Annotated in this window: 17 protein-coding genes and 1 tRNA gene; 8 read left to right on the top strand and 10 right to left on the bottom strand. The window is 61.2% G+C overall.

All coding sequences use genetic code 11. The annotated features are described in order from the left end of the window. Window positions 1-17: 17 nt before the first annotated feature. Window positions 18-866: an alpha/beta fold hydrolase gene (locus tag OKW38_RS32825; protein ID WP_429364954.1), complete on the top strand. Its 849-nt coding sequence runs from the start codon at window positions 18-20 to the stop codon at window positions 864-866. After that, window positions 863-2,443 carry an AMP-binding protein gene (locus OKW38_RS32820; RefSeq protein WP_429364953.1) on the top strand — a complete coding sequence of 527 codons (1,581 nt, stop codon included), beginning with the start codon at window positions 863-865 and terminating at the stop codon, window positions 2,441-2,443. The genes OKW38_RS32825 and OKW38_RS32820 overlap by 4 nt, the downstream gene beginning before the upstream one ends. A gap of 7 nt (window positions 2,444-2,450) precedes the next feature. On the opposite strand, the gene OKW38_RS32815 is transcribed toward OKW38_RS32820, so the two are convergent. The 4 genes from OKW38_RS32815 to OKW38_RS32800 form a co-directional block, all read right to left on the bottom strand. Next, window positions 2,451-2,798 (bottom strand): enoyl-CoA hydratase/isomerase family protein, encoded by a 348-nt coding sequence (locus OKW38_RS32815; RefSeq protein ID WP_429364952.1) that lies wholly within the window; start codon window positions 2,796-2,798, stop codon window positions 2,451-2,453. A gap of 43 nt (window positions 2,799-2,841) precedes the next feature. Further along, window positions 2,842-3,111 carry a hypothetical protein gene (locus tag OKW38_RS32810; protein ID WP_429364951.1) on the bottom strand — a complete coding sequence of 90 codons (270 nt, stop codon included), beginning with the start codon at window positions 3,109-3,111 and terminating at the stop codon, window positions 2,842-2,844. 57 nt (window positions 3,112-3,168) lie between these two features. Beyond that, complete coding sequence (locus tag OKW38_RS32805) at window positions 3,169-6,348, bottom strand: bifunctional diguanylate cyclase/phosphodiesterase (RefSeq protein ID WP_429364950.1); 3,180 nt, start codon at window positions 6,346-6,348, stop codon at window positions 3,169-3,171. Window positions 6,349-6,933: 585 nt separating this feature from the next. Then, window positions 6,934-8,310, bottom strand: a complete 1,377-nt coding sequence (locus OKW38_RS32800) for an IS4 family transposase (RefSeq protein WP_429364949.1) — start codon at window positions 8,308-8,310, stop codon at window positions 6,934-6,936. 332 nt (window positions 8,311-8,642) lie between these two features. Between OKW38_RS32800 and OKW38_RS32795 the strand changes: the two genes are divergently transcribed. Next, a complete protein-coding gene (locus OKW38_RS32795) occupies window positions 8,643-9,581 on the top strand; it encodes a LamG-like jellyroll fold domain-containing protein (protein WP_429364948.1) in 939 nt (312 codons plus the stop codon). Window positions 9,582-11,148: 1,567 nt separating this feature from the next. Here the strand turns inward: OKW38_RS32795 and OKW38_RS32790 are convergent. Next, on the bottom strand, window positions 11,149-12,636 hold the full coding sequence (locus OKW38_RS32790; protein ID WP_090808706.1) for an RICIN domain-containing protein: 1,488 nt from the start codon (window positions 12,634-12,636) through the stop codon (window positions 11,149-11,151). A 987-nt stretch (window positions 12,637-13,623) separates the two neighbouring features. Here OKW38_RS32790 and OKW38_RS32785 point away from each other — a divergent pair. The 4 genes from OKW38_RS32785 to OKW38_RS32770 all read left to right on the top strand — a co-directional run bounded on the left by OKW38_RS32785 (window position 13,624) and on the right by OKW38_RS32770 (window position 15,539). Beyond that, window positions 13,624-13,947: a hypothetical protein gene (locus OKW38_RS32785; RefSeq protein WP_429364947.1), complete on the top strand. Its 324-nt coding sequence runs from the start codon at window positions 13,624-13,626 to the stop codon at window positions 13,945-13,947. A gap of 34 nt (window positions 13,948-13,981) precedes the next feature. Then, window positions 13,982-14,320 carry a hypothetical protein gene (locus OKW38_RS32780; protein ID WP_429334476.1) on the top strand — a complete coding sequence of 113 codons (339 nt, stop codon included), beginning with the start codon at window positions 13,982-13,984 and terminating at the stop codon, window positions 14,318-14,320. Further along, on the top strand, window positions 14,321-14,827 hold the full coding sequence (locus OKW38_RS32775) for a tyrosine-type recombinase/integrase (protein ID WP_090808695.1): 507 nt from the start codon (window positions 14,321-14,323) through the stop codon (window positions 14,825-14,827). Window positions 14,828-15,233: 406 nt separating this feature from the next. After that, on the top strand, window positions 15,234-15,539 hold the full coding sequence (locus OKW38_RS32770) for a panthothenate synthetase (protein ID WP_090810368.1): 306 nt from the start codon (window positions 15,234-15,236) through the stop codon (window positions 15,537-15,539). 92 nt (window positions 15,540-15,631) lie between these two features. Here the strand turns inward: OKW38_RS32770 and OKW38_RS32765 are convergent, their stop codons facing one another. After that, complete coding sequence (locus OKW38_RS32765) at window positions 15,632-15,979, bottom strand: hypothetical protein (RefSeq protein WP_176078868.1); 348 nt, start codon at window positions 15,977-15,979, stop codon at window positions 15,632-15,634. A 119-nt stretch (window positions 15,980-16,098) separates the two neighbouring features. Next, window positions 16,099-17,385: a methyltransferase gene (locus tag OKW38_RS32760; protein WP_429364946.1), complete on the bottom strand. Its 1,287-nt coding sequence runs from the start codon at window positions 17,383-17,385 to the stop codon at window positions 16,099-16,101. A 324-nt stretch (window positions 17,386-17,709) separates the two neighbouring features. On the opposite strand from OKW38_RS32760, the gene OKW38_RS32755 reads away from it, so the two are divergent. Then, on the top strand, window positions 17,710-18,696 hold the full coding sequence (locus tag OKW38_RS32755) for an aldo/keto reductase (RefSeq protein ID WP_429364945.1): 987 nt from the start codon (window positions 17,710-17,712) through the stop codon (window positions 18,694-18,696). A gap of 160 nt (window positions 18,697-18,856) precedes the next feature. On the opposite strand, the gene OKW38_RS32750 is transcribed toward OKW38_RS32755, so the two are convergent. From OKW38_RS32750 to selB, 3 genes are all read right to left on the bottom strand, one after another. After that, the gene (locus tag OKW38_RS32750; RefSeq protein ID WP_429364944.1) at window positions 18,857-19,612 is read right to left on the bottom strand and encodes a tyrosine-type recombinase/integrase; all 756 of its coding nucleotides are present in this window, start codon (window positions 19,610-19,612) and stop codon (window positions 18,857-18,859) included. Between the two features lie 167 nt (window positions 19,613-19,779). Then, window positions 19,780-19,872 (bottom strand) — tRNA-Sec (locus OKW38_RS32745). 49 nt (window positions 19,873-19,921) lie between these two features. Continuing rightward, a complete protein-coding gene (selB, locus tag OKW38_RS32740; RefSeq protein ID WP_429364943.1) occupies window positions 19,922-21,835 on the bottom strand; it encodes a selenocysteine-specific translation elongation factor in 1,914 nt (637 codons plus the stop codon). Window positions 21,836-21,842: the final 7 nt, after the last annotated feature.

The raw sequence follows: 21,842 nt of genomic DNA, 5'->3' as shown, positions 1-21,842 counted from the left end.
GTAATGGAAAATCCGCAATGAATGATCGTGTCCCCTCATGGTTCGATCACGCCATGGCCCAGCCGCGTCGATCTCACTTCACCGAAGGCGGCGGGGTGACTGTCCATTATGTCTCGTGGAACGCCGCAGACACCGGTAAGCCGCCACTTGTCTTCGCACACGGTTTTCTCGGGCACACGCACTGGTGGGACTTCATTGCGCCCTTCTTCACCGATCGCTTTCGCGTCTTTGCTCTGGATTTCCGCGGCATGGGCGACAGCGCCTACAGGCAGGAATACAGCGCCGACGTTTTCGTGCGCGACCTCGTCGCTGTCGTGGATGCAATCGGCTCTGGACCGTGCGTCGCGGTGGGCCACAGTTTCGGCGGATCGCGTCTGCTCCAGGCGTGCGCGACCTTTCCCGATCGTCTCTCGCATGCAGTCGTGCTCGATTCGTATTTCATGCTACGCGGCGAAACCTTGCCTGCAGTGGAACGACGCCCGCCGCCCCGCCCCTATGCGGACTGGCATACTGCACTCAGTCGCTTTCGACTCATCCCGGAACAAGATTGCGAGCCGTGGCTGCTCGAGCACCTCGCGCGGACTTCACTTCGTCAAACCGCCGACGGCTGGGTATGGCGCTTCGACCCGAAGTTGCGGAATCTCCAGCCGGTCGAAGGCGAAGAAGACCTGCTGACCCGCATCGCGGTTCCCGTCAGCTATGTGCACGCCGAGTGCAGCAGCGTGGTCAGCGCCGATCGCGCGCGCCGCATCGTAGCTGCGATTCCCGGCGCGAAGGGTCCCATCACGATGCCACGCGCAGGCCATCACATGATGCTTGACCAGCCACTCGCGCTGGTGAGTCTCTTGCGAGCCTTGCTAGCATGAATTCCAATCTGCGCGAATCGAAAACTGCGCCGTGGTCGAGCGGTTTGCCTCTTGCGGCCCTGATTGCGCGCGCCGTCGAAAAGCACGGCGCGACGCCACTCCATTTTCATACCCAGGCCGGTGCCTACACTTGCACCACCGAGTCCCTGCTGCGCGACGCGAAAGAGATTGGCAAGGCACTCACAGCCCTCGGTCTGCGTCGAGGCGATGTGATCGCGATACAGCTTCCCACACAGCGCGAGACTGCGCTTCTGTATCTGGCTGCACTGGAGATCGGTGCGGTACTCGTGCCGATCGTACACATCTACGGTCCCGCCGAAGTCGGCTTCATCCTTCGACAATCCCGCGCCCGCGTTCTGTGCGTGCCCGATTTCTGGTCCCGAACCGACTACCTGGAGCGTGTCGCCGCGCTCGGCGACACGCCCGACCTCGAGCGCGTGATCGTCGTTGGCGATCGGGCGCCCTCGAACGGCATCACGTTTGGCGCGCTGCAACGACTCGCCGCGACAACGCATGAACACCGCCCTGCTGACCCGCCAACGTCGGAAGACATCTGCCTGCTGCTGTACACGTCAGGAACGACAGCTTCGCCCAAAGGCGTGCAGCACTCTCATCGCACAGTAGGCGCAGAGTGGCAAATTCCGTTCATCGACGGGCCTGGGCCGTATCTCACGCCCTTCCCTGCTGGCCATATTGCAGGCTTCAATTTCCTGTTGCGTCCATTCATTACAGGCACCGAGATGGTGTTCATGGACCGATGGGACGCCTCGCTTGCCGCGCGACTGGTCGATGAGTATCGCGTGCGCCTCTCGGGCGGCACGCCGTTTCATCTCCAGGGGCTCCTCGAAGCCGCCCGCCGCGACGGGCGCAGCCTGGCGTCCCTCGCTTCTTACGGTCTGGGCGGCACGGGTGTCACGCCGGAGCACGTCGCCATGGCCGATCGGGCCGGCTTCGCGGGAACCCGCGCGTACGGGCTGACCGAGCATTCGACAGTGAGTGTCGGCTGGGCCGATTCGCCTTTTGATATCCGGGCCTGCACGGACGGTCGCATTCAACCCGGCTCGCAGGTGCGCGTTGTCGATGAGTTGGACAGCGACCTGCCTGCCGGGCGCGACGGCGAGATTCTGATCAAAGGACCGGAGCTGTTTGTCGGCTACACCGACCCGGCGCTCAATGCGGCCGCGTTCACTCACGACGGATGGTTCCGGACCGGCGATATCGGCCGTCTCGACGAAAACGGTTGCCTGACCATCACGGACCGAAAGAAGGACATCGTGATTCGCGGAGGAGAAAATATATCGTCGCTCGAAGTAGAGCGAGTACTTGCCACTCACCCGGCCGTGCGCGATGTCGCCGTCTTGGCACAGCCAGACGCACGATATGGAGAAAGAGTCTGTGCGGTCGTCGTCTTGCACGAACGCACGTCGCTCGACCTGATCGCAGTCCAGACCCACTTTGCCGGCGCGGGCGTGGCGAAGCAAAAGACGCCCGAGCAACTTTGCATCGTTGCAGAGCTGCCGCGCACGCCTTCGGGAAAGGTGCGAAAAGGCGATCTGCGCAAGCAACTTTCCGCGTAGTAGCAAATCAGCTGGTGCTTATCGAGCGGAGCCGTCCCGGCGTGACTTGAAAAACCGGCTTGTCGCTCGCCTCGATCACCGGATGAACGTGCAGCGACAATGCTGGCCAAGCTGTGGCAGCGGAAGTGCCGAACTCGCGAATATCACCTCCCGCGGAAAAGCCTCGTCCACTGCCATTGACTACGATCGCGCGAACCCGCGCGTCGCACCGGGCCGCTTCAAACGCGGCAACGAGTCCGCGACGGATTCCCAGACCTAATCCGTTGACTGGCGGATGGCTCATCGTGACGATAGCGATTTCGTCTTCTACACGATACTCGACGTCGGCGAAGCGATGCGGCTTGCAATGCGTCATCGGTTATCCGCTGTGGCGTTTGACGATGGCGGGCACTGTGCGCCTAACGGTTGTTAGCGAGCCAGCTCGGCATATCCGCCGGCCACGGATCGGCATACACCGCGTGCACACCCATCGCGCTCGTGTAGGCCAGATTCAATATGTTGCAAAACGCGATGAAAGCCAGCACCCGAAGCGCCGTGCGCACCGGCGGATGGCAACCGACACGATCGGCACCTCGCTCGATGGCCGTATATCCGCCCGTTAATTTCCGCCGTTGGTCGAGGTTTTTCGGAGGTCGCTTGAGGGTCCAAGTGCAGCCAGTTGTGATCACGCTTGGCCGCTCCGGCCCCGGAGAATACTATCGCGCGAAAGAAAGCTACTGCGGCGCTCAAGCCACCTTGCGTACGCTACTCCAGGACCGCAATTCGGTAGGCGACAATGCTTTCGAGAAGAGGAAACCTTGCAGTTCGTCGCAACCAATGTTTCGCAGGATCTGAGCCTGATGCTCGCTCTCGACTCCTTCGGCGACCACTCGGAGGCCCAGTTCGTGGCCGAGCTCGATGATTGCCCGAATAATTGCGAGGTCGGCCGGCGCATCGAGCATGTCTTGCACGAACGCGCGGTCGATCTTGAGGCGATCAAGCGGAAATCGGTTCAGATAGCTGAGGCTTGAGTAACCGATACCGAAATCGTCGAGGGATAGCTTGACTCCAAGCTTGCGGATCGCCTGGATCGTGGTGAGATAGTTCTCCGCGTTGTCCATCAACACCGTCTCAGTGATCTCGAGTTCGAGCCGATCGGGAGCCACGCGGTACCGCTCGAGACTGTCTGCGAGCGAGCTTATCAAGTCTGGATCGCGCAGCTGGATCGCGGACACGTTGATCGAGACGCGCAAATGCATCAGCCCGCCAGCGTCCCACGCGGCGACCTGTCGGCATGCTTCGTCGATTACCCAGGCACCGATCGGAATGATGAGTCGTGTGTCTTCGGCGACCGGAATAAACTGCGCAGGCGACACCGTGCCGATCTGCGGGCTGTTCCAGCGCAAGAGCCCCTCAACGGCAACCGGTTCGCCCGTGCGGGCATCGACACACGGCTGGTACGCGAGCCGGAACTCCTGCCTGGTGATCGCCGTGCGCAGGCACGCTTCGAGCGTCAACCGGTAGCGCGCGCGTTCGGCCATATCAGGTGCGAAGAACTTGACGAGGTTACGTCCCGCGGCCTTCGCCTGGTACATCGCGGCGTCGGCGTTCTGCATCAGGGTATCGATGTCCTCGCCATCGTCCGGGAAAAGTGCCACGCCGACACTGCATGACACCGGCAATGCGGCGCCGCCTAGTTCATGCGGCTGACGAACGAGCGGCAACAGACGATCCTCGATCGCACGGGTAACATCCGCCACATTGCTGACACCGTTGAGGATTACCGTGAACTCATCGCCACCGAGGCGGCTGACGGTGTCATTGCTGCGCACGGCTTGCAGAAGGCGCCGCGCGACCGAGCGCAACAGGTTGTCGCCGATGTGATGGCCAAGCGAATCATTGATGTTCTTGAACCGGTCCAGATCAATGAAAAGCACGCCGACGCGTTGGCCGGAGTGGCGCGCATTGCCGAGTGCGACGCCAAGGCGCTTGGTGAACAGCTCGCGGTTCGGCAGTTCCGTTAGCACGTCGTGTTCGGCTAGGAACTGAATGCGCGCCTCGCTCTTCTTGCGGTCCGTGATGTCGATCAACGTGCAGATATAGTGCGACAGGTTCGCCCGCCGGTCGCGCACCGCGCTCACCATTAGCCATGCCGGATAGTCGTTGCCGGCCCGCCTTCGCACCTGCGCTTCGCCATGCCACCCGCTGAGGCGATCGACAGAATCGATGACGGCCGGAAAAATGTCATCTTGCTCCTGCGTTCCAAAGAGGAAAGCAGGCTTCTTGCCCGCCACGTCGTCAGCGCAATATCCAGTCGCTCGATAGAACGATGCATTGGCAGTGACGAGCCGTCGTTGCTCATCCAGAATCAGAATCGCCTCGGATGATGCCTCGAACACCTTGCCCCACAATTCGAGGCGTTGCTCCATCAGCTTGATCTGGTTGATTGGAGTGAATGCAGTCAATACTGCGTCGCGCCCCTGGAAGTCGAGGCGTCGCGCCGACAGCATGGCCCACGTAGGTTCGCTGCCGGCCTTCCAGCGCACCTCGAATTCGTCTACGGCATCTCGGTCCGACAGTTGCTGGAAAAACCGCGCGCGTACCTCCGAGTCGAGACTGAAGCCCCAGGGGTCTACCGTGCAGCCGTTGAGCCAGGCAAGCGCTGGCCGGTTTGCGTGCAGGATCTCATGCCCCGGGATTGACGTGACGACCATCGGCACTGGAGTCGCCTCTACAAGAGCGTATTGCGCGGCCGACGCACGCGCTGTCGCGGCAAGCTCCTTCTGCACGACGCGCTCGCGGTCAAGCTGCGCGAGCATGTCGTTGAAGCCGCTCACGAGCTGGCCGATCTCGTCCTGACTATGCCACCTGGCGCGCAGCGAGTGGTCTCCTGTGCGGCGCACGGTATCCATCACGCGCGCCAGCTGGCGCAAGGGGCGGGAAATCTGCTGCGCGACGAAGTACACCATGCTCAGGATCGCGCATAGCAGAAAGAATGCCGTTCCAAGGTGCAGCCACATTCGCTCAAAGAGGCCGCGCACGCGCTTATGCAGAAGACTTTCGAGCTGGCTGCCGGTGTTACTCCACGCGTCGCTTACGCTCGTTACCAGGCGCTGCTGTGCGGAATCGAGCCGGTTCAGCGCGGCCGCATCCGCGCCAGCGTCAACTGCGGCTCCAGCCATGCGGCGATACGTTTCGACGGCGGCGAGCATGCGTTCGACCGACGGTCCAATCGTGCCGGTCAGTGTGCCGTTCGCGGCCGAAGCTTCCGCATAGTCCGAGCGCAGCCCCTGCAATACCGCGTCGAGCTGTCCCTCCAGCACGAGGTAGCGGGTACGCATCTCATCGTGGCTCATCGATGCGGCGTGAGGGTTCGCGCCGGCATCGTGCAGGTGGCGGCCGATCCGGTTGACGTCGCCGAGCAGCTCCGGGTAGCGCAGAATCGACAGTGACATTGAATAGTAGCTGTCCAGGTCCGGATCCAGAATCAGGTTCGACTGGTTACCGACCCGGGTCACCAGTGCGCGCGTCGCGTCGAGGCCGAGGTCCACCGTCGATGCGCTCGCATGCGGCGCCGAACTTGCTTCGAGTGCATCGCGGACCCGTTCGTTAATAACTGCGCTTTGCATGTTCGCGCCAAAGCGGCGCTCTGCGTCGTCGAGTCTGCTAGCAGTGCTCTTCAATTGGACCGCAGTCTGCGGCTGCCCAGCCCCCGCGAGTGCGAAGTCGATAAGCGCGTCATGCACGGCCGCGACGTAGGCATTCCCGATCAGCTCCTTGTCGGAGAAGTCAATTGCGATGTACTTTTCGCGGATCAGGATGCCGCTGATGTAAAGGACTGCGCTCAAGTCGAGCAGATAAATCAGCAGCAGCTTTCGGCCGACGCGGAGACGTCCGAGAAACCGGAAGAACAGGTTGCGTTTCATGGGCGTGGTCGCTCTATCGCAAAGTTTTCGTCCCACGTGCGGCAAGCCAGGCGTTTCACTGAGTTTCTCCGTGCAGGGAACGTCGGACCTCTGGTTTAGATCCCACGGCGGGAAGAGCCCCTGATCAAGCTATCGACCGGTTGAAGAACTTCTTTAGTCTTTGCTTAAAACGCCCCATAACGGTGCTAGAAAAGCGGCAACACGGTGCGAACATTTCGAAGGAGGGTGCCTTTTGGGCAGTCGTGCAATGGTGCCAGGACTTTGTCATGGCGAGTGCCTTTGGCAGGCCAGCAGTCAATATGCGAACTTTTCGCTTCCGCGGCCAAGGGGGGGACCATTCGGACGTTGAATCCGCCTCTGCTTCCGTACGTTCGATTGTGAAAGACGGACGGTCCTTCATCGGCCTTATGCGAAGCTTTCTATAAAGCAGAGATTTTTTTGATTGGCGATCGCGGAGGGGCCCCGTCCGGCCTGTTCACGCGTCAGTAGCCGCGATCGCCAACCAAAAAAATCTCTGCTGTGTACTAAACCGCTGACGCGGTAGTGGGAGGGAAGCGGTTTAGTACTAAGGCGAATGGCACTTACTTAAGCCCGTGGAGCGTGCCCATATTTTTGGACGCGCTCACGTGCGATGTGACGAGGCTCTTTCAGCCATGGGTAGGACTTCGGTCTTCGTTTGCGCATTCGTGGTTCGATGCGACCGGGGCGACTCCCAACGCAAGACTGCGTGATCAGGTTGAACAGGAGACTCTGGTTGTGAGTTGCCGTCAGACCTCTGGCCAGCCATTCAGTCCATAACTGCACCGTGTGTTTGAAACTCAGTGTTCTCGGGTCAGTGGCATGGTGACTGGCGGCCTGAGCCATCAGCAGCCGAATCACGTTGTAGGCCAGCAGATGGACCCAGGTCTCCTTTTCGTTCATGTGGGCAGTCTGGCAATGCAGCACATCCATGCCCATCGTCGTCTTGATGTTACGTAGATCCAGTTCCACGTTCCAGCGCCTGGCGTACAACTGCGAGAGGTCCTGTTTGCTGGTCTTGCGTGCATCAAGCATCGTGGTGACCAGCACCCGGTGATGCAGCCTGGACTCGCGCACCATCAGCTCATCGGGGAAGGCCTGGTACTGCTCATGCGTCATCCAGTCAGGACGCTGCCGGGGTTTGGGCCACGTCACAATGTGATCGCGCGTGCCCAGGGACCGGCCTCGCCGAAAGTCGGTGCGGCGTGCCCCATGCTGTTCCATCACGACGTCCACCCCGGCGGCGATCATTGAGGCCATCAGAAAGTAGTGGCAGTACAAGGCATCGGCGACGATCACGTCACCTTTGCGAAACGTGCCTTGCAGCATGCGAAACGCCGTCAGCTCCCCGCTGCCTTTGCCCGCGTAAGTTCCGACCGCCGACTCCAGTACTGCGCCGCTTGCCAGACAGATCACCGCAACCAGATAGGCCAATGGAAAGCCCACTCCTTCGGCCTGAGCACTGGACTGCGGGAAACGGGCCTGGTTCGACGGCGTATCGGGCATCGAGATCCCGGTGCCGTCAACCAGCTTGACCGGGCGCCCGCGCCACTTCCAGGCAGGCTCGGCCTGCTCATGCAGTTGGCGCCCCGTCTCGCGCGCCAACTCCCGCACCATCGTCAGCGGCAGTCTCTGGCGAGCGCGGCAGTAGCCTCCCGTACGCACACTCATGGGCCGCAGCCCGTCGGCAGCTCGCTGCGCCGCCCACCCGTTGACTGCCTTCTGACAGGAGGCGTCCTCTTCCAGCGCCTGGCGCATGAACATCGACAGTGTCACCGTCGGCGGATACAGCCGTTCCCGATGTTCTGGCAAATACGCTTCCGTTATGCCCAACAGCCCCGGGCTCGTCAGTATGTTGAAGTAGTCTACCGCCTGGGCCCTGCACGCCCGGCTTTGAACCCTGCTTCGTGTTTGCCTGTGATGACTTCGTGCATTACGATCCATGGGGGCTGATCTTTGGAATGAGACGGTGTTTGCCTGGTAACAACCATCGTATCAATCCCTGGATCAGCCCCCTCCCTTTCTCTTCAAGCACTTACCCGCGTCTTCTCCTCCATGTAGGCTTAAGTAAGTGCCATTCTCCCTATTACTGCCCTACCACCGGTGCGTACGACAACGTCTTTTCGACCTCCGCTCAGGGCAACCTCCGGCCGCAGTGGGCGCTCATTTACAACCATTACGTCAACCGGAAAGGTATAGCCGCTCCATACTGCCAGAAATTTGCGACGTCGCACTCACCGGAAGGCGGACTTGGCACTGGCGGCAATTCTGATCAGTTGGGCTATGGCACCTTGACCTTCCAGCGCGACCCCATTGCTCAAGGGACTCCGCCTTCCGGCCTGATCGCGCCAACGATTGCCGGCCAGATCGTCCTGTCCTGGTGGGGAACCGCCTATGCGACCAGCTACAACGTCTACCGGAGCACGACGTCCGGCGGCCCCTACACGCTTGCCGCGAGCGGTATTTCCGATCTTCTGACGTATACCGACGCCAACCTGCCCGCAGGCGCTTACTACTACGTGGTGACCGCAATCACGCCGTCCGGCGAAACGACGCAGTCGAACGAAGCGATGGGCGTGAGCGGCACGCGGATGGATACCAACCTCACCTTCGACGAGGGGAGCGGCACCACCGCCTCCGATGCGACGGGCAATGGCAATAACGGCACGCTGCTCGGCGGCGCAACATGGGCGGCCGGCAAGCACAACACCGCCGTGCAGCTCAACGGGAGCGGCGCCTATGTCACCCTGCCGGCCGGTTTCATCTCAGACATCAACGACTTCACCATCGCGGCCTGGGTGTACTGGAATGGCTCCTCGAATTGGCAGCGTATTTTCGACTTTGGCAACAACACCACTCGTTACATGTTTTTGACACCGCGAAGCAATCTCGGCACGGTGCGGTTTGCGATCACGGAGAGCGGCACTGGGAATGCCGAGCAACGTATCAACGGCACCGCGGCGCTGCCGATGTCGCAATGGGTGCATGTCGCGGTGACGCTGTCCGGTGCGACTGGCACGTTGTACGTCAATGGAGCCGTTGTCGGAACCAATGCCTCGATGTTCCTTTCGCCGTTCCAATTGCGAGGTACGACGAACAACTGGCTCGGACGTTCACAATCTAATGACCCGTATTTCAGCGGTCTGATCGACGACTTCCGTGTCTATAACGGCGCCATGAGCGCCAGCGACATCGTCACGCTCGCCTCGTCCTGAGGTAGGTAGCATCGCACCGGCTTTTCGCGAGCCGGTGCGATCGGCTTCAGGAGCATGCGCCTGTGGCGTGCGCTCATATCCGTGGTCGAGGGCAGGCATCCTACAAACCTAAACAGTAGCGGACGTACGAATGTCCTCGTGCAAGACCGGGCGAACGGCGCTTCCTGGCCGACAGTACTCATCCACAGAAGCCGCCCGAAAGCGGCCGTCGACGATTTTCAACGGTCGCTCTACAGGACCTTGATTGAACTGGTGCTCTCGGCCAGCTACTGACGTTGGTCGGCACCTTCTCGCGGACGTTCCGACGTCTGCTACCCCGCAGTACCCGCCGCTCGGGCAGGCACGCTCCGTCCTGTTGTACTGCAATATGTTTGTTCGACGCCCGACCCGCTTCATCGTCTCGATGATATACACGAGTATAAGAGCCCGACGCTCGCGTACGACTGCGGCAACCGTTCGTAGAATGGCCGTCTTGGGAGCATCCGCATACCATGGTTCCATGGACGGTGCGATTGTTATTTAGGAGGCGAGGATCGAATCGGCAGGTCTTAGTTTGGACGCTTGTGAACTGTTGTAGGACATCACCCGGCCAACGCGTTGACACAATGAGTCTCCTCAGGTTCCTACCTCCGCACCCCTGGGAAAAACGGAACCTGCTTCGAAGCCGGCTTCCGCCGGCTTTTTTTTACCGAGCGGTCAGCGAGCGGCGGAACGCGCCTGCCACCGGTAGCCAGGCGCAGACCCCGGCCAAGTACGGCGCGTCGACCTCGACCTCGGGCCGAGGTTTCACCGTCGGCTGAGGTACAAGCCGTTGATTTGTTGCACATCGACGACGGCCAGAGCCAGGTACTTGCCGGCCGGGAATGCCCAATGAAGTTCGGGCTGCGGGTCATAAGGAGAGGAAGACGATGAAAAAGATTGGATACCCCCGCTTCACCGCCATCGAGCTGTGGATCCTCGCCGTCTCCATCGTCATCGCAGTCGGAGTACAGATATGAGTGTAGCGCCCACGCCGGCGCATCGCTCGCGCCTCCCTCCGAACGACTTTTCCGACTGTCTGCTCCGCAGCTAAAGCTCCCGTTGAGATACCGTCGGTCGAGGGGCAGAAGTGGGTCGTTAGCTGACTTTGACACGCACCTTGGCTGAGCCGCTCGGACATTCTTGCTGAACGCGGTTCCGCGCCGATGTAATCGGGCTGTTCTCACCCAGTGTGGGCCCGTTCTCATCGAATGGGGTCCGGAGTACGGCGAGATTCTCAACTAATGCGGTCCCGACGTCAGGACGACCCGAACTGGTATCAGGGGGCGCCCTACATCGCGGAGGTGGTCGTGTTCAATGAGCGTGAGCTGGCGCACTGTCATCCTCACGAAAGCAATACATTCACACTCGGGCTTGCCATATTCAAGACGGGATGCACTGACGCTTACCGAATAGGAGTCCTGACAGAATCGGATGCGGGTGGGGAGCCGGAAGCTGCAACAACTTTCCGTGTCGACTCACCCGGCAGCGGAGCTATAAAGCCCCGCGTGGAACGCCCGCATCTTCAGATTTGCCTGGCAGCTTGCGATCAGGGGGCGAGAACTTGCCACTGCTGGCTTTGCAAACCTTCGTATTGCCAAAGGTCTGCATTTGCACCAGAAGCCGTCGAGCCACCCTTGACATCGAGGCACGAACCGGGCGCGTGGGCCGGACACAGACGGTAATACTGCGAGCCGGTCGAGATGACACGCCAGATCTGATTGGCGGCACCGTGGTAATTCCACACCAGAACCTGCGCCCCATCTCCGGTACCCGCTCCGCTCACGTCCATCGCCAGGCTGCTACTGGCGGCGGCGACCTCATATTCGCCATTGCCCAGATTGACGAAGCTCCACAGTTGGCTTGTCGACCTCGTATAAGGAGTTTGCGTCAGCAAGCTGCCGTTTGCCTGGCCGGCCGGTGCCAGCGCCAGCCCGCTCGATCGGGATACGATCTGATATGTCCCGTCCGGAATCGGCCCGACGCCTCGCGCACTACCATGACCCTGCACTGAATAGTTCGCACCGACCGTGTAGGAGCCGAAATTGTCGATCTGCCACCAGCTATTGGCGAGCGCCGTATTGCCGGCGAGCGTGCCGGTTCCACTGCGGGTGATGATGCCTTCGTTGGTGTTGCCGATGGCTGTATTGCCGACTATCGTTCCAGTCGTGGACTCCATGTCGAGACCGCTCATGGACAGACCGTTGTAGTTCGCAGTGCCGGGCGCGGTCGAGCCGTTGAAACTCAGGTCGTTGTTCGAGACGGTGAGATTGGCAGGAGTTTGCTGGGCATGAATACCCAGCCGATAGTTGCCGACGAATGTCGAGTTATCGACAGTGATCGCGTTGCTCCCCGGTCCGTTGATATGCAAGCCATCGCCCGCCCACGAGTTCAAGAAGCGCGAGTTGGTAATCGTCACATTCGTCGAGCCCCATAAATACGCATTGTGCCAGGCAAGGCCGTCGTTACCGTGCACCATAATGCCGCTATCGTGAAAGTAGGAGCGATCGATGGTCAGTCCATTGATGGACCCGGTTGCCATTCCTTCCGCCGTGTTCCTCACCTCGACGTTCAGAATCTTCAGGTTGCTCGCGTCGACAAGCTCCAAACCCTTCGCGGCTTCGTTGAGGCCACCGCCCGCCACCGAGTAGGCGTTGTTAGGATCAAAAGCCGCCGACTTCGGAACCTGTCCGTCAAGCACAAGGTTCGAGATGGTAATGTCGTGCAGGCTCCTCTGGCCATTCACAAGGATCAGGTTCCATACATAGGGCGTCGACGGTCCTTGAATCACCGTTGCGGCACCTTGGCCCGTCAACGTGATGTTGCTGCCCGGGATCTGGATCGAACTGCTCAAGGTCCAGACGCCCGCGCCGAGCGTAACGGTGCCGCCACCCGCTGCCGCTACCGATTGAAGTGCGCTCTGAATGCTCTGCCCGGGCTGAACGGTGGCGTCCAGCGCGTGCGCGCCCTGCGTCGGCAACAAAGCAGAGAGAGCCAGAGACGTTACTAGACTAATTGACCATCGTTTACTTTTCATGGAGAGTTCTGAAAAAAAATCGACGTACCGAGATGGAGGCGCCGTGGGGTGGCGGCAGAAGAGGCCAGGAGAAGGAGCACGATTGGGACCGTCAAGAGCCATGCTTCGTGCTCGATGCGTCGTCGCGATCAAGCGGTTTATCGTCATCCGCGGGCCGGACTTTAGGGGCCTTTCATAAATTTTGTGTTCAAGGCATAACATGTAGCTCAAGGAGCATGTATGCCACGCAAACCCAAAACGGCCCCCCAGGCCCAGCCGGCCTTACCGTCAATTCCAAAGGAACTAAGGAAACACTGATTTATCTGGCTCGGTCGCGACAGCATTGCGTTGCGCGCCATTCCTCGCTGACCCCTGATAGGGCTGAAGATCCGCTGTATTGGGCGGTCATTGCAGTGAAGCACTTCCCACAGCAGACGGCAGTAATATTCGGCCAATAGTTCACGCGCTTCTGAACGTCTTCCTTCAACTCGCCGCATTCATCGCAGCGATCCAGGACACTGACCTGCAGCGGTCGGGAGCGCCACTGTTCGAGCGCGTTCATGTCAGCATCCCTCGTGTTGATCTGCGACGCCGACGGCGATGATGTTCGCGGCCATCTTCCGCAGTTCTGACGACGTTGGATCATCTCGGTGCAGCTCGAGTAAATCTCTTGCGTTCATGCTCATCGTGGCTCTCACTGGATACAGGTCCATGGAATCAAGATAGACGGACGACCCAAAGAAAACCATTCTACGAACGGTCGCTGCAATCCTCCGTTGGCATAGCGCATTCATACGTTTGGATACCTCGATGGCATCCAGGAAGTGAGTGTTCGAGTCGGCGATGTACCGGGAGCCAGTCATACGCAGGTGACCGTGTCGACGTTGCCGGGAGACAGCATGCCACTCACGAAGTCTGAAGGCGACGTGGTTGCCGATCTTGATGTTTGGGCCTGTCAGATCTGTTGTCCAGTGTGGCATTTTCCGCCAGCGGGCAATCGACATTCGCATGTTGCTCGAGACGCAGATCACCGACAACACGATCCGATTCAAGCCGTCAAAGACGGCCGGCACGAGTGGCAAGGTGCTGGACGTTGAGATCACGCTGCAGATCCGCACGGTGATCGATCGCGCGAAGGCGATCAAGAAGAAGTACTTGATCACCAGCCCATACCTGTTCCCCACGCAGAAAGGCGGGGCGTATTCGAAGACCGGGCTTCATTCGATGTGGCGCCGCGCAAAGGATCGCGCCAACGTCACTGACAGCATCCAGTTCAAAGAGCTGCGGGCGCTCGGTGCAACAGACGCCGCAAAGGCCGGGAAAGGTGGGTGACTGTCACGCTGACAGCATCCGACGGGCCGACATCATGTCCGTGCTGGATACCGTCAAGGCGCGCGGTGCCGCGCGTCTGGCCAACCGGCTGCTCGCCGAACTGAGGCAGATGTTCGGCTTTGCACTGGTGCGCGAGATTGTGGCGGCCGATCCGACGACCGGCATCGAAAAGAAACACGTTGGTGGTCAGGAGGAGGAACGCGAACGTGTGCTGTCGGAGGCCGAAATCCGCGCGTTGTCAGCCAGACTCGCCGACGCCAATCTGCTCAAGTCGACGCAGCACGCTGTATGGGTCATGCTCGCGACGCTCACGCGGATCGGCGAACTGACCCGCGCGCGCCGTGCCGACATCGATCTGGCAGCGGGCACCTGAATCATTCCGGCGGACCACTCGAAAAACGCGAAGGAGCACACGATCTACCTAAGCGAGTTTGCCAAGACCCACATGCGGGCGCTGCTCGAACTCGGCGGCGATGAAGTCTGGCTCTTCCCGGCCGCCCGGCACGACGGGCCAGTGTGTTCCAAGTCCATTACGAAGCAGATCTATGACCGCCAAGGCGCGGCAAGCGGCACGCCGTTGCAGCACCGCAGCCAGCACATCGACGCGCTCATCTTGCCAGGCGGACGGTGGACCCCTCACGATCTGCGCCGAACGGGCACGACGCTGATGGGCGAGCTCGGCGTTCATGGCCACGTGATCGAGAAGTGCCTGAACCACCTCGAACAGAACAAGATCAAACGCACCTATCAACGGGCGGTCCGGCAGCAGGAACAGGCGGACGCATGGCGCCTGCTCGGCGCACGCCTGGAACTCCTGATGGATATCCCGTCGAACGTCGTGCCACTCCGGCAGGACGCCGCGCTCTCCGTGGCCGCATAAAACCTACGGCGAAAGGTGTTCTGCGCGCCGTACGCGCGGACGCTTGCAGTCTTCGTCTCGCGCTCAGGCGATTCGCCGCTCAGCCCCATAACGGCCTGCCTAGTGCTCAGAGACTTGCGAACGAATTCGGTCAAACCTTTGATGACGCGGAACCGAATAAATTGGACTTGCCGGATTTGCGACGCGAATTTGTTGGATTCGCAGAAGGGTGAGATTGGCACACGTTGCGCCCGTTGCGAATGGCTGCCGTCGCCAATTGTTGCCGCTCCGCGTCAATTCACTGGTTTCCGATGCTCAGTACCGTTCCGCACCCACACGCGGGAATATTGCCGAGCCCACGAAAGCAACATCGGAGATCTCTTATGCTTGAAGAGTTCTTTCAGGGCCTTAGGCAAGGAGAATGACCATGCGCATGCTTCTCAACATACGGATTCCCCACGAGCCATTCAATGCTTTTGTGCGCGATGGCACCATCGAGGAAGTGATGGCAAAGATACCTGAAGCGATGAAACCGGAAGCAGCCTATTTTACGGAGCAAAGCGGAGGACGCGGAGCCATCCTCGTCATCAACCCTGATGAGCCATCGCAGACTCCCGCATTTGCTGAGCCGTGGTTTCTCACGTTCAACGCCGACTGCGAGTTTCGCGTTGTGCTGCTACCGGAAGACCTGCAGAAAGCCGGGTTGGAGATGCTCGGATCGAAGTGGAAATAGCAGGCGCTGCATGCCGCGGAGCCAGGCCGCAGCACCGCCAATGAAGCCTTGCGGTCCGCCTTGTCGCGTCAAGAACAGGCTCTCTTACCAACCTAACGCTGACGGATCGCCGAGTACAAGTTCGCTACCAATCGCGCGGCGACCATGTGCAGGGACTGAGCCGTGGACAAGGTGCGGAACCCTTCCTGAAAATCCCATGAAGCAATGAGGGGGTGCCCGAGCGTCCTGACGAATGCTCTGCGCATTCTTTCGGTATCGCCAAATCCGGTCTCTCTGGCGATCACCGCAAGTGAGAGTTCCCCGGTATCGACGAGGCTGCGAGCGGCATCGACCCGCAGGATGAGCAAGATCGACAAGGTTTTGTACACCAGCAAGACGCGTACGTCGTCGGGCGTCCGCGACGGCGAAAGATAGCCGCCCGCGCCCGTGCCGAGATCCACCTCGGCGTCGACCGTCAGGTCGGCCGGCAGCGCAACCTACAACATCGACGTCGCCATCGACATCGTCTGAACGCCGTCTCCATTACGAAATGCGGTGCCAGGAGCGCGAGGGATGTGCGCTACTCGAATGCAACGAGGGCTTGCGGCGAAGGTGGCAGCGGCGTCACCGTTACGTTGGAAAAGCCGGCTTCGCGGCCCATTTGCTCGAGTTCGCGCGCGGTGTACGCGTCGCCTTGCGGCGTGGACGCAAGCATCATAAAGGAAAACGCGGCGGCGAACGGCGGCGACACGCGATCCTCGTCGGGAACAAATTCCACCGCGAGCGCTCGCCCTGCGGGACTGAGGCTCCTGCGGACTTTCGAGAGTAATTCCACGCAGGTTGGCGGATCGAAGTGGTGCAGGAAGTTCGTGATCAGCGCCAGATCGAAATTCGTACCCCAATCGACTTCGAACGCACTGCCGGCGACCGTGCGGTAACGCGAACTGACACCGGCCGCTGCGGCGTTCTGCGTCGCGACCTCGAGAACCGGTTGCCAGTCGGTCGCCACGATTTCCGCGCCGGGGATCGCTTCGGCGATCGCGATTCCGAACAGCCCATGCCCGGCTGCAATGTCCAGCACGCGCTTCGGTGCCTGAGGCCGCGCACTCACGTGTTGCGCGATGCTCTGTGCGGTTTGTGTCACGAACGGTGCCATCGCACGCGCAAACTTCACCCAGACGGGATGCTCGGGCGCGATGTTGCCCAGCCCCACGGCTCCTCCGTTGCGAACGAACGCGGCGGGGTCGTCCAGCCACAGTGCCGTCATTTCAGGAGCCGCCAGGAAATCCACGATGCTCCCCATCCAGGCCGGCGAGGAAGTCGTCAGGAATGCGGTGGTCGACGGCGTCAATCGGTACTGTCCCGTTTCCTTCTGCAGAAACCCGTGCACGGTCAGAAAGTCGCAGAGTATGCGCACACCGCGCTCGGCGGCCTTTACCCGCTCGGCTATACGCTTAACGTCGCCGTGCTCGTCCGCTATCGCGGTGAACAGATCGAGCTCGACGGCGGCTTTCACCGCGGCCGTCTTCTGATAGGCTATCGCGGCATCGACGAAGGCCTGCGGAGAGATGTCGTCCATGGTCGGTAGCCTATCGTGAGATACCCTGCAAACAGGTGTTTGAATCGAATCTTTCTTGGCGGTTTTCAACGCGTTTGTGCAGCATGGGGCTTCTGATAAGCCTAGTCGAATAATGGCTGCGCGTCGAACCTCTGATTGGAGCGGGGGCGAGCGGCCACTCCGCGGGCCTGCTCGGATTCGGCGAAATCCCGAATTCGTGGCGCTGGCGCGCTCCGTTAGTCTCGGCCGGAACCCGAATTTCTGGGTTCGGCCGTCTTCAGCCCTTCGACCGCGCGCCGTGGCGGACATTCGGATGTCGGCTCGGAGCCGGACATCGGAGGCTCGCCGGCCGGCCATCATGTAACTCGTAGCCATTGATCGAACGATTACCCCGAGATCAAGGCAGGCACGCCGGCATGTAATCGCGCGCGGTTAACACACGGCTTGAGTGCGCTGCCGGAGTCGATAGGCTAAACACCGGCTGGGTTTAAGGTCTGTCTTGGTCGAGAAGAAGTTACGACTCTCATTGCGCGCCTGTCCGGAACAATCAGGCAACGAATCAAGAGGATCTGACTAACATCCCCTTCCTGCATGTGCCATCGTAAACGGAGCACTTTTCGATGGAGGAGCAGCATGCTTAAGACTCGGAAGCTTGGACGTGAAGGACTTGTGGTGTCGGAGATCGCGCTGGGCTGCATGGGCATGTCCTTTGCATACGGCACGCCGGACGACGAGGAATCGGTCGCAACGATCCATCGGGCGATCGAACTGGGTTGTACGTTTCTCGATACTGCGGAAATCTATGGCCCGTTCACCAACGAAGAACTGCTCGGCCGTGCGTTGAAGGGGCGCCGGCACGAGGTCACGATCGCGACCAAGTTCGGTTTTGCCTTTGAAAATGGTGTGCGCGGCCTCAATAGCCGCCCCGAGCACATCAAGGCAGTGATTGATGCTTCGCTAAAGCGCTTGCAGACCGATCACATCGATTTACTGTATCAGCATCGGGTCGATCCCGATGTGCCGATCGAAGATGTTGCGGGCACGGTGAAGGACGCGATCGCGGCCGGCAAGGTGCGCTTTTTTGGCTTGTCCGAAGCGAGCGTCGATACCATCCGGCGGGCGCACGCGGTGCAACCGGTTTCCGCCTTGCAGAGTGAATATTCGCTGTTCGAGCGCGGTGTCGAAGACAAGGTCTTGCCGGCGCTTCGTGAACTCGGCATTGGTTTTGTGCCATATAGTCCGCTTGGCCGCGGGTTTCTGACCGGCACGGCGAAGCGGGCGGAAGAGTTGCCCGCCGATGACTGGCGTGCTGCCAACGATCCGCGCATTCAGGGCAGCAATTTCGACGCGAACATCAAACTCGCCGACTTCGTCAAGGCGCTGGCGAAGGACAAGTCCGTGACGCCGGGCCAGATTGCCCTCGCATGGCTGCTTCATCAAGGCAACGATCTGGTGCCGATCCCGGGCACCAAGCGGCGCAGGTACCTCGAGGAAAACCTTGGGGCGGCTTCAGTGACGCTCACGGCCGCCGAGCTGGAAAGCATTCGCGCTTTCCTCTCGCAGCACAAGACGGCGGGTGCGCGCTACCTGCCGGCGATGCTATCGAATCTCGATCGGTAGCGCAGCGCGGACGATCAGGCGAGCTCCGCGAGGCAAGCCTCGAGGGTGGCGATCAGGCGGTCGACGTCAGTCGTAGAGGTTTGGTTTGTTTTTATTGAGGGCGTTGTAGTACCTTCGGCAGTTCCACATTCTGATGCATTGGCGCTGGATGATCGTCAGGTCATCCAGTCGCTCCTGACGAGCGACTACGCAAATAGCAGCCTTGGCCAAGCGTGCTTGACTCGTACACCGTGAACGTCTGCTCTACCTTGGGGAAGAGCCGTAGATGGCTCGCCATGTCGAACGTCGGTTCAGGGTCGACCTTCGCCTGTCGGCGAGCCGACCGTGCCGGGTTGCTGCCGGTGCGGTGGCCCATGATAGTCTCGGCGTCGAGGATGGCCTTGATACGGCCGCGCACCCGGCGCGCGGTTTCCGCCTTTTTCGTCCAGATCGGCTGGAGAATCCGCACGATCATCGCGGTGTCGATATCGCGCACCCGGACCTCGCCGATCACCGGGTATGCGTACCTCTTGAGCGTATTACCCCACTGTTGGACATGCTTGCGGTTTCGCCACTCGGGCTCCCGCGCGCAGATGAACGCTTCGGCTGCCTCACGGAACGTCACGTTGGCATCCGCCGAGATATCGAGCAACCGTCGGCGCTGCTGCTCGCGCCGCGCGAGGATGGGATCAATCTGGTCCCTGACCATCTCGCGGTAGCTGGCGGCCAGTTTCCTCGCCTCGCCAAGCGAGACTCGCGAAACCGGACCGAGGCCCATCTCCCTCAGGCGGCCGTCAAGCCTGAACCGGAACACCCACGAACGCGCGCCACTGTCCGCGATCTGCATGTAGAGACCACCGCCGTCGGCGTAATGGCCCGGGGCCACCTCCTTCGCGATCCGCAGTGCGCTGAGCCGGTGCAACTGTCGTCCTGACATGATTCCCTCCTACCCACTTACCCATCTTCCTACCCATACTTCGTGTGTAAATTGTGTGGGACCTTACCGGAATCAGCAAGCACGCCGTTACCCATAAACCGCTTTAAAATCAGCCGCCTAGAGGACGTTTTCGGAAGATATCGGAATGCCCGGGAAGGCCTATGGGGCGGAAGGCAGCCGGAGTCGAACCGACCCGAGAGCGTCTGACGCCCCCAACTGGGTTTGAAGCCCAGCCGCACCACCGGATACGAATGCCTTCCTACGGTGATTGAATGACGCGAGCCCGATAGAAACAGACCGCCAGCCAGATCAGGGCAGATCGAGCCAGCGGCTATCCGTGCGCACGAGGTGCAGGCCACGGTGGAAGCGAGTATACCCAACCCGGTCGAAGAACTCCAAAAGCTGGATCGCGCGTTTTCGGCCGAGCCCGGTCGCGTCGCGAAACGGCGCGGCCGCCACGGTGCCGCCGTTCTTGTGCGCCTCCGCCGCCGCGATCGACGCAAGTTCGCGAATCACCTGCTGGTGGTAGAACAGGTCATGCACGACCTGGAACAGCTCGCCCTGACGCGCGAGCTTGCGCAGCAACTGACGCACGCGCTCCTCCGGCACACCGTGCGCGTTCGCGAGCTCGCGCACCCACGGCGGATCGAAACGCCCCGCCTCGATCTCGGGCAGCAGCGTCGCGGCAAGCGCCTGATCGGCGGCGTCGAGCGTCACGGCGTGGCCAGGCAAATGCAGCCACGGTCCGAGTCTGACGAGCTCGCCACGCGCCGCCGCATCGTCGACCAGCGCGCGCCACAGCGCGTCGTCGACCAGTGGCGCCGCGATGCGCCGCAAGCGCGACACGTCCGGGCCGAGTTCGTCGGGCGAGCGCTCGTGATATTGCGCGAGCGCACTCGTCAGGCGCCCCTCGAGCGTGTGCCATGTCGCGTCCGCGACCAGCAGCGCGTCATGGCCCGGCAGTTCGATCGTGCGTGTCGCGGTGGGCAACGCGAGCGCGGCTGCCGGCATCCCAGTGAGGCGCTCCAGCAACGCCCGCGACAAACCGTGCGGCGCGCGCGCGAACAGCGCGTCGAGTGAGCCGGTGTCGAGCAGCGACTGCATCGCGTCGAGCCAGCCGAAGCGCTCCGGCGAGCGCCGCTTGCGCGCCGGAGCGAACGCATCGAGCACGTGCCCGCCGCCCACCGTGCGATTGGCCTGAGCGTTACGCACGACGAAGCGATCGCCCGGCACCGTGCACAGCGGCAGCTCGAACACGAGTTGCACGCGCGCGCGCTGACCGGGCGCGAGCGTGTCGCCTTCGAGCAGCGCGACATGCGCAACCTGATGCTGCGTGCCGAGATGCACGTGCAGCGGCTCCCAATGTTCGAGCGCGTGCGGCGCGTCGGCGAGCAGCGTCAACGCGACGTCGATGCGCTCGCTCGCTTGCGACAGTCGCGGATCGACGATCCAGTCGCCGCGCTCGATCGCACTCTTCTCGATGCCCGCCAGATTCAGCGCGCAACGCTGGCCGGCGCGACCGGTTTCGGCGGGGCGATTCTGCGCGTGGATGCTGCGCACGCGCACCGATTCGTTTTTCGGCGCGAGCAGCATCGTGTCGCCGACGCTCACGCTGCCCGCCACCACGGTCCCGGTGACGATCGTGCCCTGCCCCGCGAGCGTGAACACGCGATCGACGGCGAGGCGGAACAGGCCGTCGTCGCGCTTCATGCGCCATGCGGCGGCCTGCTCGCGCAGATGCGCGTTCAGCGCGGCGACGCCCGCATCGCCCGCGCGCGTCGCGCAGGTATCGAATACCGGCGCGTCGCGCAGCACGCTGCCAGCGACGAACACACTCACTTCATCGCGCACTTCGCGCAGGCGCTCGTCGTCGACGCGATCCACTTTCGTCAACGCGATTGCGCCGCGCCGGATGCCGAGCAGTTCGACGATCGCCAGATGTTCGCGCGTTTGCGGCATCACGCCGTCATCGGCGGCGATTACGAGCAGCGCGAAGTCGATGCCGCTCGCGCCCGCGGTCATCGTATGCACGAGCTTTTCGTGGCCCGGCACGTCGATCAGACCGAGCACGTCGCCATTGTCGAGCGGCACGTACGCGTAGCCGAGCTCGATCGAAATGCCGCGCGCTTTTTCTTCCTTGAGCCGGTCCGTGTCGACGCCGGTGAGTGCCTTCACGAGGCTCGTTTTGCCGTGGTCGATATGCCCAGCAGTACCGACGATCATGCGTGCC

This window comes from Paraburkholderia sp. MM5496-R1, from assembly GCF_050436205.1.
Lineage (GTDB): Bacteria > Pseudomonadota > Gammaproteobacteria > Burkholderiales > Burkholderiaceae > Paraburkholderia > Paraburkholderia tuberum.
The sequence above is the reverse complement of the archived record's forward strand: the minus strand, read 5'-3'. Positions and strand labels throughout refer to the sequence as shown.

What these genes read in the sequence shown, in the direction of transcription:
- OKW38_RS32805 (WP_429364950.1), bottom strand. Translation starts at nt 6,348, where the DNA reads ATGAAACGCAACCTGTTCTTCCGGTTTCTCGGACGTCTCCGCGTCGGC.
- OKW38_RS32785 (WP_429364947.1), top strand. Translation starts at nt 13,624, where the DNA reads ATGTTGCTCGAGACGCAGATCACCGACAACACGATCCGATTCAAGCCG.
- OKW38_RS32755 (WP_429364945.1), top strand. Translation starts at nt 17,710, where the DNA reads ATGCTTAAGACTCGGAAGCTTGGACGTGAAGGACTTGTGGTGTCGGAG.
- OKW38_RS32825 (WP_429364954.1), top strand. Translation starts at nt 18, where the DNA reads ATGAATGATCGTGTCCCCTCATGGTTCGATCACGCCATGGCCCAGCCG.
- OKW38_RS32760 (WP_429364946.1), bottom strand. Translation starts at nt 17,385, where the DNA reads ATGTCCGCCACGGCGCGCGGTCGAAGGGCTGAAGACGGCCGAACCCAG.
- OKW38_RS32820 (WP_429364953.1), top strand. Translation starts at nt 863, where the DNA reads ATGAATTCCAATCTGCGCGAATCGAAAACTGCGCCGTGGTCGAGCGGT.
- OKW38_RS32815 (WP_429364952.1), bottom strand. Translation starts at nt 2,798, where the DNA reads ATGACGCATTGCAAGCCGCATCGCTTCGCCGACGTCGAGTATCGTGTA.
- OKW38_RS32770 (WP_090810368.1), top strand. Translation starts at nt 15,234, where the DNA reads ATGCGCATGCTTCTCAACATACGGATTCCCCACGAGCCATTCAATGCT.
- OKW38_RS32750 (WP_429364944.1), bottom strand. Translation starts at nt 19,612, where the DNA reads ATGTCAGGACGACAGTTGCACCGGCTCAGCGCACTGCGGATCGCGAAG.
- OKW38_RS32780 (WP_429334476.1), top strand. Translation starts at nt 13,982, where the DNA reads ATGTCCGTGCTGGATACCGTCAAGGCGCGCGGTGCCGCGCGTCTGGCC.
- OKW38_RS32800 (WP_429364949.1), bottom strand. Translation starts at nt 8,310, where the DNA reads ATGGATCGTAATGCACGAAGTCATCACAGGCAAACACGAAGCAGGGTT.
- selB (WP_429364943.1), bottom strand. Translation starts at nt 21,835, where the DNA reads ATGATCGTCGGTACTGCTGGGCATATCGACCACGGCAAAACGAGCCTC.
- OKW38_RS32790 (WP_090808706.1), bottom strand. Translation starts at nt 12,636, where the DNA reads ATGAAAAGTAAACGATGGTCAATTAGTCTAGTAACGTCTCTGGCTCTC.